Below are 16,479 nucleotides of genomic sequence, written 5' to 3' on the forward strand. Positions count from 1 at the left end.
GACATGACCGACCGCATCCTGATCATCGAAGACGATCCCGAGATCGCCGCCGCCGTCCGGGCTGAAGCCGAAGCGCTCGGCTGCGAGACCGCCTGGGCGGACACGCTGGAGCGCGGGGTCGGTGAGGCCACGGCGGGCGATTACCGGGTGATCGTTCTGGACCGGATGCTGCCCGACGGCGACGGGGCGGGGGCGATGGCGAGGATCCGCGCCGGGGGCTCGCGGGCGATGATCCTGATCCTCTCGGCCCTGGGCCGCGCTTCTGAGCGGGTCGAGGGGCTGGAACAGGGCGCCGACGACTACCTGCCCAAACCCTTCGAGCCCGAAGAGTTGCGCGCCCGCCTGCGCGCGCTTTTGCGGCGCGGCACGATCCAGGTGCTGGACAACGATCTGATGGCCTTCGGCGATGTCGAGATCCGGCTTAAGGCGCGCACCGTCCATGTCAGGCGCCGCCATGTCCCGGTCTCGCCGCGCGAATTCGAGCTGATCACCTGGTTCGCGCGCAATGCGGGCCAGGTCGTCACCCGGATGCAGCTTCTGGAAAACGTCTGGAATCTGCATTTCGACCCCGGCACCAATGTGGTCGATGTCCATGTCGGGCGGCTGCGGCGCAAGCTGGAAGAGGCGGGCGCCGCGGTGATCCGCACCGCGCGCGGCGAGGGTTACATCTTCGCGCCGCTCAATGCCGACGACCCCGCGCATGAGGGCTGAACGGCCCGCCGACGAACGCCCGCTGAAGGCCCGCGCCACCCTGCGGCTGGCGGCGCTGATGGCGGTATCGGTGGCGCTCTTGTCCTTGCTGGCGATGGGGCTGCAATACCGCCTGGTGGCGACCCGCCTCGCCGAGGCGCAGCGCATATTGCTGGAATCCGACCTGCGCGGCCTCGGCGCGCTTTACGAGCAGCGCCGGATCATCGCTTTGCGCCAGGCGATTGAGGACCGCACCGCCGGCCATTCCCCCGACGAGATCTTCCTGCTGACCGACCGCGAGGGCGGCATCCTCGCCGGAGCCATGGCCTGGCCCGAAGGCGTCGAACCCCGGGGGGCGGGCTTCGGAGCCCTGCCCGCGCAGGAGATCGTCCGGGACGGCACCCGCTGGCTGGTCGCCGCGCGCGAACTGCCCGGGGGCTTCGGCCTGCTGGCGGGCCGCTCGCTCGCGTCTGCCGACGCGACGCTCGCTGCCTTGCGCCGCGGGATGCTGGGGCTGCTGGCGGCGCTCATGATCGCCGGTGCGGGTGTCGGCTGGCTCGCCGCGCGCCAGGTCATGGGCCGGATCGGCCGCCTCAACGCGCTGGCCGACCGGGTGGCGGCGGGCGATCTGGAGGCGCGGCTGCCCGGCCCGCGCAGCCCCGACGAATTCGGCCTGCTGGAAGCGCATATGCACCAGATGCTCGACCGGATCGGGAACCTCAACCGCGCGACCCACCGGCTTTCGGACACGATCGCGCATGAGATGCGCACGCCCCTGAACCGGATGATGGCGAAGCTGGGCCGGATCGAGGGGCAGGAGGAAACCACCGCCGCTTTGCGTGATGAGATGCGCCAGGCGATCCGGGTGTTCGATGCGCTGCTGGACATCTCGCGGGCCGAGGCCGACCAGGGCAGCGGCGGCGGCCTCGTGCCCCTGGACCTTTCCGACCTCGCCTGCGGTATATGGGAGCTTTACGAGCCGATGGCCGAGGATGGCGGCCTGCTGCCCTCCGCCGGGATCGCCCCGGGGGTGATGGTGCTGGGCGACCGGACGCTGATCGCGCAGATGCTGGCCAATATCCTCGACAATGCGATCAAATATTGCGCGCCGGGCGACAGCCTGACGCTCAGCCTCACGCCGGGGGCAAAGCACCTGCTGACCATCTCCGACACCGGCCCCGGCCTGCCGCCGGGCATGGGGGAAGAGGTGTTCGAGCGCTTCACCCGGGCCGGGCGCGACCGCGCGCGCGGGATCAAGGGCCACGGTCTCGGCCTCGCGCTGGTGCGCGCCATCGCCTTGCGCCACGGGGCGCGGCTCTCGCTGCCGTCGGTGGAAAAGGGGCTGGCCATCGCCATCGAATGGCCGCCGCTGCCCGGGTGACCGCCGTCGCCGCCTCCGGCGGGGGTATTTGGGTCAGGATGAAATACCAGACGGCAAAAGACAGATCCGCCCCGCTCCGACTGTCCGTTTTGGCTATCCGGGGCTTCGGAGCGGGGTTTCACCCTGAGCGGTCATCGACTCCCCAGCCTGTACCGCGGAATCGATCCTGGGATGGTAAGGTTAACAAACCTTCTTTCATCCTGATGAAAATACCCCACGGGGGAGCCCGGCGCTTCGCAGAAGCGGCGGGCCGGGGGTGTGAAACCCCCGCCTTGCTTCCTCTGCCCGCCCGCGGTGACAAATCCCGTCACGCGCCGCGCGGCTCTTGCCCGAAGGCCCGCCAGCCTGCATGGTTTCCGCCATGAAACCGGCGCTTGCATATGCCCTGATGACCACGGCCTTCATGGCCGCTGCCCCCGCGCGGGCCGAGGTGCATGCGCTTTTGATCGGGGTGGGCGATTACGCTGTGCTCGACGCCGATCTGCAAGGCCCGCCCCATGATGCCCGGCTGATGGCGGAAACCCTGACCGCGCGCGGCGTGGCGCCCGGGGCGATCACCGTGCTGAGCACCGATCCGACCGATCTGCCTGAGGGCGCCGCGACCGGCCTGCCCACCCGCGAAGGCATCCTCGCCGCGCTCGACAGCCTCGCATCCACTGCCACGCCCGGGGATACGGTGGTGTTCTACTTCTCGGGCCACGGCGCCCAGGCCCCCGATCTCAGCGGCGACGAGGGCGGCGGTTATGACGAGATCTTCCTGCCGATGGACGCCAGCGGCTGGAAGGGCGAGATCGGCATGGTCGAAAACGCCATCATCGACGACGAATTGCAGGCCTGGGCGCAAACTTTGCTGACGAACGGCGTGCAGCTTGTCGGGGTGATCGACGCCTGCCATTCCGCCACCGGCTTCCGCGCGCTGGATCAGGGCCATGGCGTGGCGCGCAGCCTGGCGCCGGATCTGCTCGGCATCCCCGAAGATGCCGCGCCGGCGCCCTTCACCGGGGCGAATGAACTGACCGGAGACTTCGTCTTTCTCTATTCCTCGCAATCGGACGAGCGGTCTTTTGAATATCCGCTGGGCGACACCGGGATCTGGCATGGCGAATTCACCCTGCGGCTGGCGCAGGTGCTGGCCGCGGCCCCCGAGGCAAGCTGGGCTCAGGTTCTGGCCGCGGCCTCGGATGCGATGGTCCAGGGGCCTGCCCGGCAGATCCCTGAGGGCGAGGGGCCGCTGCTGACCGCGGGCGTCTTCGGCGAGGGGACGGGTACGGCCCGGCTGCGCGTCGGGGACGGCGCCCTGCGCGCGGGCCTGTTGCAGGGCCTGGCGGAAGGGGCCGAGATCGCGCTCTATGCCGAGGGTGCGGGGGGCGAGCCGCTCGGCACCGCGCGGCTCGGCAAGGTCTCGGCCCGCGAGGCGGCGATTGAAGGCGCGCTGCCCGAGGGCGCGGCCTGGGCCGAACTCATCGCTTTGCCGCCGCCCGAGCCGCTGGCGCTGGCGGCGCCGGTGCGCGCCGATCTTGCGGACGGCGAGGATTACACCGCCTGGCTGGCCGCGCTGGACGGCGCCGGTGCGGCGCGGCCCGATTTCGTGCCGGTGCTGACCGATGGCGGCCTCGTGCTGGCCGGGCCGGACGGGGTGCTCGATCCGCAGGGGCCGGGATCCTCGCTGCGGGTGCTGCCCGGGCCGGACGAGACCGAAGCCGCGGCGCTGGCGCGGGTGCTGGATACGGCCGCCCATGGTCTGCGGCTGGCCGGGGTGCTGAGCGCCGCCGCCGGGCGCGGGCTGACGAAGACCGAAGTGATCCGTGTGGAAATCGAACGCCGCCCGGGCGCGCAGTCGGGCGATGGCTGCACGGGGAAGACCGGGCCCGGCGAGGCCTATGATCCGGCGCTTGGCGTTTCGGGCTGCGACCAGCTCTGGCTCACGCTGACCAATGCTTCGGGCAAAGCCCAGGATGTGAGCGTGCTTTATCTGGACACGGGGTTCGCCGTGCAGCCGATCTGGCCGGGCGACAATATGGTGAACCGGCTGGCCCCGGGCGAATCCGCTCGCGTCGGAATGCGGATCGACCCGGTGCACGCGGCGGGCACCGAGGAAATCTGGGTGCTGGCAGTGCCGATGGCCGATGCGCGCGCCCCCCGGGCCGATCTGACCACGCTGGCCTCGCCCGGGGTGAACCGCAACCTGCCGGGCGGGGCGGAAAATCCGGTCACGCTCTGGCTGGATGCGCAGATCACGCCCCCCGACGCAGACACCGCCGACCTGCGCGGCTTTTCCCTGAAACCTGCCGATCTGACCATGATCCGACGGATCGTGCGGCTCAACCCCGGGGCCGCCTGACCCCAGATTGCCGGAAAGGAATTTTCCCCATGTCTCTGACGAAACCGATCCTTGCGCTGTTGGTGCTGGCCGCCGCACCGGCCCTGGCGGAAGCCCCGGCCCTTGCGCCCGAAAGCAAGACCTTCACCTCGCCGTTCGAGTTCGCCGCCTCGGGCGACAAGGCCTCGCGCGACGAGGCGGCGGCGGCCGAAGATCCGGCCGGATCGAAGGTGATCGGCGGGACGAAGGCGGCGGATGGCGCCTGGCCCTGGCAGGTGGCGCTGACCGTCGCGGCAAAGCCGGTCGGCACCGACAGCCAGTTCTGCGGCGGCTCGCTGGTGCTTGACCAATGGGTGCTGACCGCGGCGCATTGCGTGCATCAGATGGACAGGGACGGCCAGGGCTTCGACCTCGCGCCCACGGATTTCTCGATCGTCGTCGGCACCAACCGGCTGGACGGCAGCGGAGACCGGGTGCCGGTCGAGGCGATCTATGTCCATCCGTCCTATTCGGTGACCGATCTCGACTATGATCTTGCGCTGGTCAAACTGGCCCGCAAGCCGAACGTGCCCTATCAGACCGTCGAAGTGCCCGACGCAGAATTCGGCGATATCCTGCGCGAGCCGGGGATCACAACCTATGTCACCGGCTGGGGCCTTCAGAACGGTGGCCGTCCGGCGTCGGAACTGCAACAGGCGCAGATCCAGATGCTCGACCGCGAGATGTGCAACAACCTGATGCTTGAGGCGCGGGCCGAAGAGGCGGTCGAGGGCTTCGTCTACGCCGCCCAGGTCCTCTCGCTGCGCGAGGAACAGGCCTATGCGATCTGGGACCAGCTTGTCGCCGCGGCACCGATGCCGATGAGCGAGAACATGATCTGCTCGGGCACGTTCGAGGGCGGCAAGACCTCGTGCAACGGCGATTCCGGCGGGCCGCTGGTGGTGCCGCTGGAGAACGGCACCTACATCCAGGCCGGCGTGGTCAGCTGGGGGCTGAGCGCGGCCTCGGGCAAGGGCTGCGAGGAAACCGCGCAATTCTCGGCCTATATGGATGTCTCGCGCTTCGTGCCCTGGCTGAACGAGGTGATCGCGGCCAATCCCTGAGCGGCAGACGGCAAGACCCGCCCCCGCAAAGCCAGGCGCTTTGCGGGGGTTTCCATGGGTATGCGGTCAGCGAAGGGCGGGGATGCGCCGCGCCATTCGCGGCAAGGCCGGAAGCTCTGGCCCGGCGGGAAAAGCGGACGGAATCCGGCCCGGGGGCTGCGAGGCACGGAAAAGCCCCGGAAAGCGCGGGCTTTCGGGGCGTTTGCCGGGGGGAAGCCGTGCCCGGGACGGTTTTGCGCCCGGGCAGCATCGCGGATAACACCCTCCGGGCGCGGCGCGGCAGATTTTGCCGGGCGATTGCGTCGTGTCAGCCCCATGGCCGCCCATGTGACGACAGCCTGCACAGCGGCGGCTGTCATAGTCGCGGCGCGATCAGTTGGTGATCAGGCTGTAGCTGTTCTGCGCGCCGCCGCTGTTTTCCACCGCGACATAGAAGAACCCGTCCCAGACCGGCACGAAATCGCAATAGATCACGTCCTCGGGGCCGCCCTCGAAACAGATCACATTGCCGTTCTCGTCTGTCACCACGATGTCGAGATTCGATCCGCCGCCGCCGATCACCGAGATTTCGGCGTATTCGCGGCCCTTGAACGGGATCTCCCAGGTATCGGTGCGCCCGCCGGCAAGGCCGGAATCGTGGCTGACCGCGCCGCCGATCCGGCCGCGTCCGGTCGCAGCCCGGGCATCCAGCACCAGCCCGCTCAGCAAGTCGTCATGCTGCGCGAGGTCCAGCGCCAGGGCGAACATCTCTTCGGCACCCGGGGGCGGCGGGGCGGTGCCCGCCTCTCCCACAGCCTCGCCGGTGGTGGTCTTTTTCAGCCCGCCCCCGGCTTCGGTCCCGACCGAGGCCGCCAGTTTCGCCGCCGCCAGCACGGTCAGAGCATCGCCCTGGGCCTTGCCAAGCGCGTAAAGCTCATGCGCCAGCGCCAGCGTCGCCACCGGGCCGGGACTGGCCTGGGCGGTGGGATCGACATTGGGGCGGGTGGTCTCGGCGGCACAGATCGCGGGGGCGTGCAGCGCCAGCGCCAGCATCAGGCAGAGCGGTCCCGGTCGCATCGGTTCTCCTGTTCTCCGCCTGAGGCGCGGGCGGGTCTGGTCAAATCTGGCAGGCGGCGGCGGGTTTGAAAAGCCGCGGCAGGGTGACAAATGCCGTCAGATCAGTTCGACAGCAGCAGATATTCCCCGCTTTCCCCCGAGGGGTTGGCGATCACCACCCGGTAGAAGCCGTTCGCGGCGGGCGTGAAGCGGCAGGCGGTGAAACCGGCCTCGCGCGGCGGGCAGACGGTTTCGCCCCCGCTGTCCTCGACCCGCCACAGGATCCGGGGCTGCCCGCCCGCGCGCGCGGGGAAGACGGCGATTTCGGCCGGGCTTTGCCCCGCAAGCGGGATCTGCCACAGATCCTGCCGCGCGGCGGGCAGGTCCGCCCGCATCCGGCTGGCGCTGCCCTGGCGGCCGGGCGGCGGCAGAGTGGCCAGCACCTCGGCCATCAACTCGTCCTCCTCGGCCATCAGCAGCGCCCCCGCCCAGGCGGCGTCCGACAGCAGAAGGTCGAGCGTCACCGCATGGCTGCGCCCGGGCGTCTCTGCCGCCGGGATCTTGTCGGTCTCGCGGGTCCAGCGGGTGGCCTCGCGCAGGCCGATCCCATGTGCCAGCCGCACCGCGACCGCCATTTCCAGCGCCTCGCCCTGGGCCGAGGCGCGCTCATACAGCGCCAGCGCATGGGCCAGCGTCGTCACCGGGCCGGGCGGCGCGGGTTCATCGGCGCGGACCGGCGCGGCGGCAAGACAAAGGGTGATCAGCAGGCGAAGCATCAGGAAAACCGGGCAGGGGATCGGGCCGCGATCCTGGCGCAAAGCGGCGCCCGAGAGAAGGGGTTGCGGGGCGCGCGGGCCGCGGCCAGTCTGGCGCATATGAAAGCCCGTGCCCGGATCACCATCGCGCAGACGCAGCGCCTGTCGCTGAACACCTCGCTGACGGCGGCGATCTCGGTCCTGCGCGCCGATGCGGCGGGGCTGAGCGCCTGGCTGGAGGAACAGGCGGCGGCCAATCCGCAGCTGGTGATCGGGAAGCCCCCCGCGCCCCAGGGCTGGCGGCCGCGCTGGAACGATGCGCTGGCGCGGATGGGAAGCATCGCGGGCGGGGTCGAGACGGCCGAGGGCCCCGGCCCCAGCCTGAGCGCGCATGTCCTGACCGAGACCGCCCGCCTGCGGCTGCCGCCGCGCGAGCAGGAGATCGCCGCGCGCATCATCGAGGCGCTGGCGCCGAGCGGCTGGCTGGAGCGCCCGCTGGCGGCGATCGCGACCTCGGCGGGGGCGGGCGTGGTCGAGGTTGCGGCGGTGCTGGAGCGGTTGCAGCAGATCGAGCCGCCCGGCCTCTTCGCCCGCGATCTGGCGGATTGCCTGCGGCTTCAGGCGCGCGAGGCCGGGGAACTGGACGCTGCCATGGCGGCGATCCTCTCGCACCTGCCGCTGGTCGCCTCGGGCGATCTGCGCTCGCTGGCCGCGCTGGCCGGGGTGAACGAGGCGGGCGTGAGCGAACGCATCCGCCGCCTGCGCCGCTACGATCCGAAACCCGGCGCCGCTTTCGCGCAAGGCGCGGCCCCGGTGAGCGAGCCCGATCTGATCGTGCGCCGCGGAACCGAAGGCTATGAGATATCGCTCAACCGCTCGTCGCTGCCCGCGCTGAAACTGGCCGACATGCCCGGCGAGGGGCGCAGCGCCGCCCGGGAGGTGATCCGGCTGGTCGAGGGGCGCAATGCCACGCTGCTGAGGATCGCGGCCGAGATCCTGCGCCGTCAGCCCACGGTCCCGGCCCATGGCCTTGGCGGGCTGGCGCCGATGACGATGAGCGATGTGGCCGCCGCGGTCGGGCTGCATCAGAGCACGGTCAGCCGGATGGTCGCGGGCACCTCGGTCGATACCGAACGCGGCACCTTCTGGCTGCGCGCGATGTTCTCGCCCGCGGTGCGCCGGGGCGGCCCGGCGGGCGCCGCCTTGCGCGACGCGCTGGCGCAGATGGTCGCGGCCGAGGATGCGGGGCGCCCGCTCAGCGACGACGAACTGGCGCGCGCGCTTTCGGGCGCCGGGGCGCCGCTCGCCCGCCGCACGGTGGCCAAATACCGCGACATGCTGGGCATTCCGCCCGCCTTCCGCCGCCGCCGGGCCGCAGGTGGCGCGAACGGGCCCTGAAAAGGTCGCTTCGGGGGATGACCCGCCGCCCGCACCGCAGTAGCACAGCAGGGCGAACAGGAAGACGAAGGACGGCAGATGGCCTATTTTCTCGGGGTCGATACCGGCGGCACCTATACCGATGCGGTGATTCTGGACGAGGCGGCGAATGCGATCCTTGGCAAGGCCAAGGCGCTGACCTCGCGCCACGATCTGGCGGTGGGGATCGGCCAGGCGGTGGACCGGGCGCTGGCGGCCTCGGGCGTGGCCCCGCATGAGGTGGCGCTGGTCTCGCTTTCCACCACGCTTGCGACCAATGCGCTGGTCGAGGGGCAGGGCGGCCGCGTGGCGCTGGTGGCCATCGGCTTCGACGAGGAAGACCTCGCCCGCGCAGGGCTGGCCGAGGCGCTGAAAGGCGATCCGGTGATCCGGCTGGAGGGCGGCCACAGCCATGCCGGGATCGAGGCCGCGGCCCTGGATCTGGCGCGGCTGGAGGCCGAAGTGGCGGCGCTCGGCCCCGGCGTGATGGGCTTTGCGGTGGCCGCGCGGTTCGCCACCCGCAACCCCGCGCATGAGGTGGCCGCGCGCGAGGCGATCCGCCGGGCGACCGGGCGGGCGGTGACCTGCTCGCATGAGTTGTCGGCGCAGCTCAACGGCCCGAAACGCGCGCTGACCGCGGTGTTGAACGCCCGGCTGATCGGCATGATCGACCGCCTCGTCGCCGCCTGCGAGCGGCACCTGGCGGTGGTGGGGATCCAGGCGCCGCTGATGGTGGTGCGCGGCGACGGCGCGCTGATCGGCGCCGCCATGGTGCGCGAGCGCCCGATCGAGACCATCCTCTCCGGCCCCGCCGCCAGCATCGTCGGCGCGCGCTGGCTGACCGGCGCGCGGGATGCGCTGGTCTCGGACATCGGCGGCACCACCACGGATGTGGCGATCCTGAAGGACGGCCTGCCCGAAATCGACCCGCAGGGCGCCCGCGTCGGCGGGTTCCGCACCATGGTCGAGGCGGTGGCGATGCGCACCACCGGGCTTGGCGGCGATTCCGAGGTGCATCTGGTCAGCCAGGGCCTGACGGGCGCTTTGCGCCTCGGCCCGCGCCGGCTGCTGCCGGTCTCGCTGCTGGCGGTCGAGCACGGCGCCATGGTGCATGAGGCTCTGGACCGCTGGCTGACGGGTTCCGCGCCGGGCGAGCATGACGGGCGCTTCGTGGTGCCGATGGCGGCGGATCAGGGGGGGCTGGGAGCGCGCGACCAGGCGCTGCTGGCGCGGATCACCCGGCCGATGCCGCTGGCTGCGGCGCTGACCTCGCGGGTCGAGGTCGCCGCGCTGGACCGGCTGGTGGCGCGCGGGCTGGTGATGATCGCGGGCGTTACGCCCTCGGACGCGAGCCATGTTCTCGGCGGGCTTTCCGACTGGGATCAGGCGGCCGCCGAAAAGGCACTGCGGCTGATGGCTTTGCGCCGTAACGGCGCGGGAGAGCGGATCGCCGCCGGGCCTGAGGCGCTGGCGCGGCGGATCGTCGATCAGGTCACCGCGCAGACCGCCGACTGCCTGCTGGAAGCCGCCTTCGCCGAGGATCCGCGCTTCGCTGATACGGATGCGGCGGCGCTGGCGAAACATCCGCTCCTGAGCGCGGGTCTGGACGGGCATCGTGGTATCCTCGCACTCAGCGCCCGCCTGGCGCTGCCGGTGATCGGGCTGGGGGCCTCGGCGCCCTACTACTACGGTGCGGTGGGGGACAGGCTGGGCTGTGAGATGATCCTGCCCGAACATGCCGGGGTGGCGAATGCCATCGGCGCGGTGGCCGGTCAGGTCAGCCAGCGCGTCACCGGCCTCGTGACCTCGCCCGCGCAGGGTCGTTTCGTCGCCCACCTGAGCGCGGGGCCGAAAGCCTTCGGCGCGCGCGACGAGGCGCTTAACGCGATGGAAACCGCCCTGCGCGAGGAGGCCGAGGCCCGCGCCCGCGCCGCCGGGGCGGTGGATCTGCGCGTCGTCGCGAGCCGCGATATCCGCGAGGCCGGGATCGAAGGTCAGGTGCTGTTCATCGAGGCCACGGTGACGGTGACCGCCTCGGGCCGCCCGCGGGTGGCACATACGGCCTCAGAAGCGGCGGTGGCGGCCCGTGGCCATGGCCGCTGAACCGAAGGATGGGAGAGCAACGGCGCCGCGGCCGGACGGCCTGATGCAGGGAGCGGCGCAGGGCAGGCGCCGTTTTCCCACTTGACGCCCTGCGGTGGCCCGCGTAATCCCCCGGCCCAGTGGCTAGGTAGCTCAGCTGGTTAGAGCGTGCGACTCATAATCGCAAGGTCGAGGGTTCGAGTCCCTCCCTCGCCACCACAGCTCCCCACACCCGGTCCCGCAGCTTCGGCGCGTTGATCAGGGTGCGGAGGTGCCCGGAGATCCCGATCCTGATCGAACCCGGCAAATCCCCCTGAAAAACCGTGACGCTCTCGACCAGCCTGCGGAGTTGAGCGGCCAGATCCGCCCGTCCGTTGCGGGCGTTTGCGCCCATGATCGGCGCCAGCTCGCGCAAAGCGTGGCGGTAGCCGGCCAAAGCTGCGGGGTGGAGCGCGACATTGTCGATCGGGGGTGGCGCGCTGGCGAGGGCGGCTCGGGCGGTATCGAGTTCGCGGCAGCGCGCATCGTATTCCGAGGCGAGGCGATCGGCATGGCCAACGCCGCGGGCCATGAAGGAGATCAACCGCCCGACCTCGGCATCCAGCCGCGCGACGGTCTTTTCCAGTTCGGCCCTTCGGGCGGATTCGCCTCGGGCATATTCCCGGCGGGCCTGGTTGTAGGTGTCGATGTAGAGTTGCAGCAACAGCGTCTGGTCATTTCGGTTCCGGTCTGGGCGTCATCGACGCGAGGTGACCCTCTCACGCCTGCCGGCGCGCCGGCATGATGATGATCTCGTGCAGCGCGCTGTCAATCGCGCTGCGGCTCTCCTCGGGCAGGAGGTGGAGGCGAGACGGCGGGTGCTGCGATCTGTCGAGCCGTGGCCTTTCATCGCGCGATCCTCGCCTCGAAGGCGGGCCAGTAAAGGCGCCGCGCCTCATCAACGGTGCGAGCGACAATATCGGCGTCTGAGCAGCCACTCTATGAAATCCGCCGCTGGCGGCCCCTCTTCTTCTGATCGCTCTGTAACCCCACCGCTGCAACCTTGTCGCGCCAGCAAGGGAACCCCCCGGGCTGTCAATGGACTTCTCCGGCGGAGATGCACATCGCCTTTGCGGAAATTGGCGAGACGTGCCCCTCTTGCGCGACGCAGCGACGTCCGGACCCTCACGCGCGTCCGGGGCGGAAGAGCGGCCTGATGGAGGTGCAGCAGAGCGGTGGCGCGAAGCCTCGTTTGCAAGCCGTTTGTCAGTCAGATTGCCTGCGGAAGATTACCCGGATCACCACGGCACATCGGCCGTTGCGTCATACAGAGAAGTTGACAACAACAGTCAATTTCCTGACTAGGGCAGTATCGCACGCCAGCCATATGCAAGCCGCGCTTTCAATCTGACAGCTTCAGGCAGGACAGTATGGCCAGGCCCAGACTTCTATTCGTCGCAACGCTTGCGCTCAGCGCTTCACCGCTTGCGCTCTTCGCCCAGACCACGGCAACCGGCACTGAGACACGAAAGGCAGGCGACGAGCACCTTGGCGAGATTGTGCTTGATGCCGGCGCCTCCGCAGTAACTGCCGGAACCGGGCCAGACTTCAGCCTCGATGCAGAGGGCATCGCGCGCTCGCAGGCGACCACCTTGCAGGATGCGTTGCGCGATGCACCCTCGGTTACGACCACCCGTCGCGGAAATCTGCTGACCGGCGGCATCTCGATCAGGGGATTCGGTGGAAACCACCACTACCCCGGCGATCCGGCGACCAAGATCGTGGTTGATGGCGTGGCGGACAATCCGGGCCGCCATTATCAGAGCTCATCGGGGGCGATCGCCGACCCGGCCCTGTTGCGCTCGATCGATGTCAAAACCGGCCCGCTCGCCTCGCTGGAGTATGGTTCGGGCATCACCGGCGGTGCGGTCACCGCGCGCACCATCAACGGCTCAGACCTGACCGGCGGCGAGGACGGGTTCCGGTTCCGCCAGATGCTTGGCGCGAACAGCAATGGCGATGGCTGGGTCACCTCATCGACGCTGGCCTGGCAGGTGAACGGCTCGCTCGATTTCCTGCTGAACTACACGCGGCGCGGCCAGGGCGCCCAGGAAGACCCGGATGGCAATGAGACCGCGCGCGGCTTCAACGTGCCGTCGATGCTGCTGAAATCGCGTTTCCGGCTGGATGATGCCAACAGCATTACCCTCAGCTATGCCAGCTATGAAAGCTCTGAGAGCAACGTCAATCTCTCGAACCTGCTGAATGATTTCGCGGGCCTCGGCCTCGCCAACATTGACCGCAAGGGCAATGTCGCGTCGCTGACCTGGAACTACAATCCGGCGGGCAATGACCTCACAGATCTTGAGCTGACCTACTCGCGCTCGGATCAGGACCACAATATCCTTGGCCTTACCCCCGGTTTCGCCCAGACCCAGTCGGGCCTGTTCAACAACGTCACCGACCGGGTGACGCTGACCAATACCGCGCGCTTTGACACCGGATTCATCAGCCACAGCCTGCGCGCGGGTCTGGGATGGTCGAGCGAAGAACGCACCCGTCTGAAGACCTCGCCCGCCAGCGGCAAGGATCGCCGTCTCAGCCTCTTTGCCATCGACACGATGGATTTCGGCAATGAGCTGCGCGCGACCCTCGGCCTGCGGCTTGAGGATCAGAAGATCAGCGCCACCACCGCGCCCGCCGGCCCCTATGACGGTCTGGCACGGACCCTGGGCCTCGGGCTGGAAAAAGGCTTTGGCAACGGGTTGGCGGTCTTCGGATCCTTCACCTATACCGAAGCGCTGCCGACCTATGACGTGTTGACCGCCACCTATGACGGCAAACTGCAACAGTCGCGCAACTGGGAAGGTGGCGTCCGCTATGAGGGGGGCGATCTCCTCTCGGCGGGCGATACGTTCAGCGGCTCGATTACGCTTTATCGCAGCGAACTCTGGAACACGATGTTCGCGCTTTCGGTGCCCGGCCGCGAGCTGACACGTGAAGGCGTCGAGATTGCAGCAAATTATCGTATGGCTGGCGGCACCTATCTGAACGGCACCGTCAATCTGACCGATAACAAGCGCCTCATGGCCGGTGGCGTCTGGGATCTGGACAGCTACAGCCCGAGTGACACCCTCACGCTGACGGTTGGCCATAAGTTCGGCAACGGGCTCGATGTGTCCTGGCGTATGGAGGCCCAGAAAGGCATTATCGTCGGGACCGCAGACCATGCGGGCTTCGGCGTGCATGACCTGAAGGCCAGCTACACCGTGCAGCAAGGCAATCTTGAGGGCCTGGTGATCGACTTCGGCGTCGAGAACGTCTTCGATCGGTCCTACCATTACGCCATGACGCCGCTGCAGGGGGCGACAAGCCCGCGCCCCGGCGAGCCCTGGGTCAACGAGACAGGGCGGAACTTCCGCCTGAACCTCTCGAAAACCTTCTGAGGCAACCGCTTACACTGAAAAAGCCCCGGATGCGCTGGCATCCGGGGCTTTTTCATTTGACGCGCCACAACCGGAGCGGGCGGGTTGTCAGCTTCGCTCATGTCCGGCCTTTTCTTCGGGGAAGTGCGGATCGGACGGTCAGCCCTTCAGCCTCATCGGGTTTTGGAGGGGCGGGGAGGAACCCTGCGCCAGCCTTATAAAAGTCGGAACAGAGGTCGGCTCTTCCTGGCCCTGCGGGCGCGGGCCGAAAGCAGCACTCACCGGGGCGGCGATTTTTCTTCGGCCGGGGTCAGGACCGCCAGCGCCTGGCCGCGGGGCAGCAGGTCGTCGCGCCAGCGCAGGGCGAAGCCGGCGGCGGCGGCATCGGCCCCGACCTGGGCCACGCTGCGGTGCCAGGGCGGGCGCGCGGGATGGGTGACCACGCCGTCGCGCTGGCGGAAGGGGCCGTCATGGCCCTCGGGTGCGAGAAACACCGTGAGCAACAGCTTGCGCAGCGCGGGGCAGCGGGCGCGCAGCGCGGCCAGCGCCGGGCGCAGGCGGCCGGGCGGCAGATGGGTGAAGACCCCCCAGGCCAGCGCGAAACCGATCCGCGCGGGGACGCCCGGAAAGGCGAAATCCGCATCCGCCACCAGTTGCGCAAGCGGCAGGCGGCTTTGCGCTTCGGGGGTGAGTTCCGTCTCCCACCCTCGCCGCATCAGTTCGGCCGAGGCATCGGTGCCCCAGTAATGGCCCGCACCGAGCCAGGGCACCAGCATATGGCCGAGCCGCAGACAGCCGCAGCCGATGTCGAGGAAATGGTCGTCCCGCTCCAGCCCTTCGTCGAGAATCACCTGCATCTGATGCAGCGCGGTTTCCTCCCACCGTCCGCCCACGATGTCGCGGTGTTTGCCGCGCGCCAGCGCCTCGTCGTAGAATCCGGGCTTCTGATAGGGCGACAGCGTGGTCATGCACTGCGCCGGGCGATACCCAGCATCAGCTCCACCGCCCGGGCCATGTCCTGAAGGCTGATCCATTCCAGCGGCCCGTGGATTTCCTGCATCCCGGTGAACAGATTGGGGCAGGGCACGCCCATCTCGGTCAGCCGCGAGCCGTCGGTGCCGCCGCGGATCGGGACCGAGACCGGATCGAGGCCGATGTCGCGCGCGGCCGCGCGGGCCAGATCGACCGGGGTCATGTCCTGCTCAAGCCAGTAGCGCATGTTGCGGTATTGCGGGGTGATCTCGCAGGTGATCGTGGCGCGCGGTTCGGTGGCGGCGACGGCCTCGCAGACCTTGCGCAGCATCTCGCCTTTGGCCGCGAGGCCGTCGAGCTCGAAATCGCGCAGGATCAGGCGGATCACCATTTCCGACGAGCCGCCGCTCATCTCGACGGCATGGATGAAGCCCTCGCGCCCCTCGGTCACTTCGGGCTGCATGGTCGATTGCGGCAAAGCGGCGACGATCTTCGCGGCGAGGTGGATGGCGTTGACCATCCTGCCCTTCGCCCAGCCCGGGTGGATCGAGACGCCCGTGATCCGCACCTCGGCGCCATCGGCCGAGAAGCTCTCGTATTCAATCTCGCCCGGATTGCCGCCGTCGAATGTATAGGCGAAAGCGGCGCCCAGGTCGGCGGGCAGCCGTGGATCGACGCCGCGGCCGATCTCTTCGTCGGGGGTGAAGGCGAGGCGGATCGTGCCATGGGCGGGCTTTTCCGCCAGCAGGCGGCGGGCCGCGGTCATGATGATGGCGATTCCGGCCTTGTCGTCGGCCCCGAGCAGCGTTTTCCCCGAGGCGGTCACGAGGTCATGGCCGGTCTTTTGCGCGAGATTGGGCGAGACGGCGGGCGACAGGACCAGTGCCGGATCGTCGGGGAAGCGGATCTCGCCGCCGTCGTAATCACGGATCATCCGGGGCCTGACGCCGGTGGCGCAGAACTGCGGGGCGGTGTCCATGTGGGCCAGAAAGCCGATCACCGGGCCGGGGGCGCTGCCGGGAATGGTGGCGAGGACCGCGCCGTAATCGGTGAGGCGGATGTCGCTGGCGCCGATGTCTTCCAGCTCGGCGACCAGCAGGCGGGCCATGTCAAGCTGAACCGCAGTCGAGGGTTTGCCGGTGCTGGCCGGATCGCTCTGGCTGTCGATGGCGCAGTAGCGGGTCAGGCGGGATTCGAGTTCGGCGAGATGGTCGGAGAACTGGTCGGAGAACTGGTCGGACATGGGGGGGGCCTCGCGGCTGGCCGGGGAAGGGGGCCCTGCCCCCGTCCCCTTACGGGGACTCCCCCGGAGTATTTGGGT

The 16,479-nt window shown here is 69.3% G+C and carries 12 protein-coding genes and 1 tRNA gene; 9 read left to right on the forward strand and 4 right to left on the reverse strand.

Features of this window, described 5'->3' with window-relative positions:
- Nucleotides 1-3: 3 nt before the first annotated feature.
- From XINFAN_RS07565 to XINFAN_RS07580, 4 genes are all read left to right on the forward strand, one after another.
- The gene (locus XINFAN_RS07565) at nt 4-711 is read left to right on the forward strand and encodes a response regulator transcription factor (protein ID WP_124085877.1); all 708 of its coding nucleotides are present in this window, start codon (nt 4-6) and stop codon (nt 709-711) included.
- Nucleotides 701-2,071 carry a sensor histidine kinase gene (locus XINFAN_RS07570; RefSeq protein ID WP_124085878.1) on the forward strand — a complete coding sequence of 457 codons (1,371 nt, stop codon included), beginning with the start codon at nt 701-703 and terminating at the stop codon, nt 2,069-2,071. Before XINFAN_RS07565 ends, XINFAN_RS07570 begins: the two co-directional genes overlap by 11 nt.
- A gap of 361 nt (nt 2,072-2,432) precedes the next feature.
- Nucleotides 2,433-4,412 (forward strand): caspase family protein, encoded by a 1,980-nt coding sequence (locus tag XINFAN_RS07575; RefSeq protein ID WP_160144564.1) that lies wholly within the window; start codon nt 2,433-2,435, stop codon nt 4,410-4,412.
- A 29-nt stretch (nt 4,413-4,441) separates the two neighbouring features.
- Complete coding sequence (locus XINFAN_RS07580; protein ID WP_124085880.1) at nt 4,442-5,494, forward strand: serine protease; 1,053 nt, start codon at nt 4,442-4,444, stop codon at nt 5,492-5,494.
- Nucleotides 5,495-5,866: 372 nt separating this feature from the next.
- Here the strand turns inward: XINFAN_RS07580 and XINFAN_RS07585 are convergent, their stop codons facing one another.
- A complete protein-coding gene (locus tag XINFAN_RS07585) occupies nt 5,867-6,550 on the reverse strand; it encodes a hypothetical protein (protein ID WP_124085881.1) in 684 nt (227 codons plus the stop codon).
- Between the two features lie 101 nt (nt 6,551-6,651).
- On the reverse strand, nt 6,652-7,305 hold the full coding sequence (locus XINFAN_RS07590; protein ID WP_124085882.1) for a hypothetical protein: 654 nt from the start codon (nt 7,303-7,305) through the stop codon (nt 6,652-6,654).
- A gap of 99 nt (nt 7,306-7,404) precedes the next feature.
- On the opposite strand from XINFAN_RS07590, the gene XINFAN_RS07595 reads away from it, so the two are divergent.
- From XINFAN_RS07595 to XINFAN_RS07615, 5 genes are all read left to right on the forward strand, one after another.
- The gene (locus tag XINFAN_RS07595; protein WP_124085883.1) at nt 7,405-8,682 is read left to right on the forward strand and encodes an RNA polymerase factor sigma-54; all 1,278 of its coding nucleotides are present in this window, start codon (nt 7,405-7,407) and stop codon (nt 8,680-8,682) included.
- A gap of 78 nt (nt 8,683-8,760) precedes the next feature.
- Nucleotides 8,761-10,803: a hydantoinase/oxoprolinase N-terminal domain-containing protein gene (locus XINFAN_RS07600; protein WP_124085884.1), complete on the forward strand. Its 2,043-nt coding sequence runs from the start codon at nt 8,761-8,763 to the stop codon at nt 10,801-10,803.
- A gap of 121 nt (nt 10,804-10,924) precedes the next feature.
- Nucleotides 10,925-11,001 (forward strand) — tRNA-Met (locus tag XINFAN_RS07605).
- A 52-nt stretch (nt 11,002-11,053) separates the two neighbouring features.
- The gene (locus XINFAN_RS07610; RefSeq protein ID WP_124085885.1) at nt 11,054-11,566 is read left to right on the forward strand and encodes a hypothetical protein; all 513 of its coding nucleotides are present in this window, start codon (nt 11,054-11,056) and stop codon (nt 11,564-11,566) included.
- Nucleotides 11,567-12,191: 625 nt separating this feature from the next.
- A complete protein-coding gene (locus XINFAN_RS07615) occupies nt 12,192-14,207 on the forward strand; it encodes a TonB-dependent receptor plug domain-containing protein (RefSeq protein ID WP_124085886.1) in 2,016 nt (671 codons plus the stop codon).
- Nucleotides 14,208-14,464: 257 nt separating this feature from the next.
- On the opposite strand, the gene XINFAN_RS07620 is transcribed toward XINFAN_RS07615, so the two are convergent.
- Together XINFAN_RS07620 and pepT are read right to left on the reverse strand one after the other, a co-directional pair.
- Nucleotides 14,465-15,154: a class I SAM-dependent methyltransferase gene (locus XINFAN_RS07620; protein WP_124085887.1), complete on the reverse strand. Its 690-nt coding sequence runs from the start codon at nt 15,152-15,154 to the stop codon at nt 14,465-14,467.
- The gene (gene pepT, locus XINFAN_RS07625; RefSeq protein WP_124085888.1) at nt 15,151-16,401 is read right to left on the reverse strand and encodes a peptidase T; all 1,251 of its coding nucleotides are present in this window, start codon (nt 16,399-16,401) and stop codon (nt 15,151-15,153) included. Before pepT ends, XINFAN_RS07620 begins: the two co-directional genes overlap by 4 nt.
- Between the last annotated feature and the right edge of the window lie 78 nt (nt 16,402-16,479).

Source organism: Pseudogemmobacter humi, from assembly GCF_900609055.1.
In the GTDB taxonomy this organism is placed as follows: domain Bacteria; phylum Pseudomonadota; class Alphaproteobacteria; order Rhodobacterales; family Rhodobacteraceae; genus Pseudogemmobacter; species Pseudogemmobacter humi.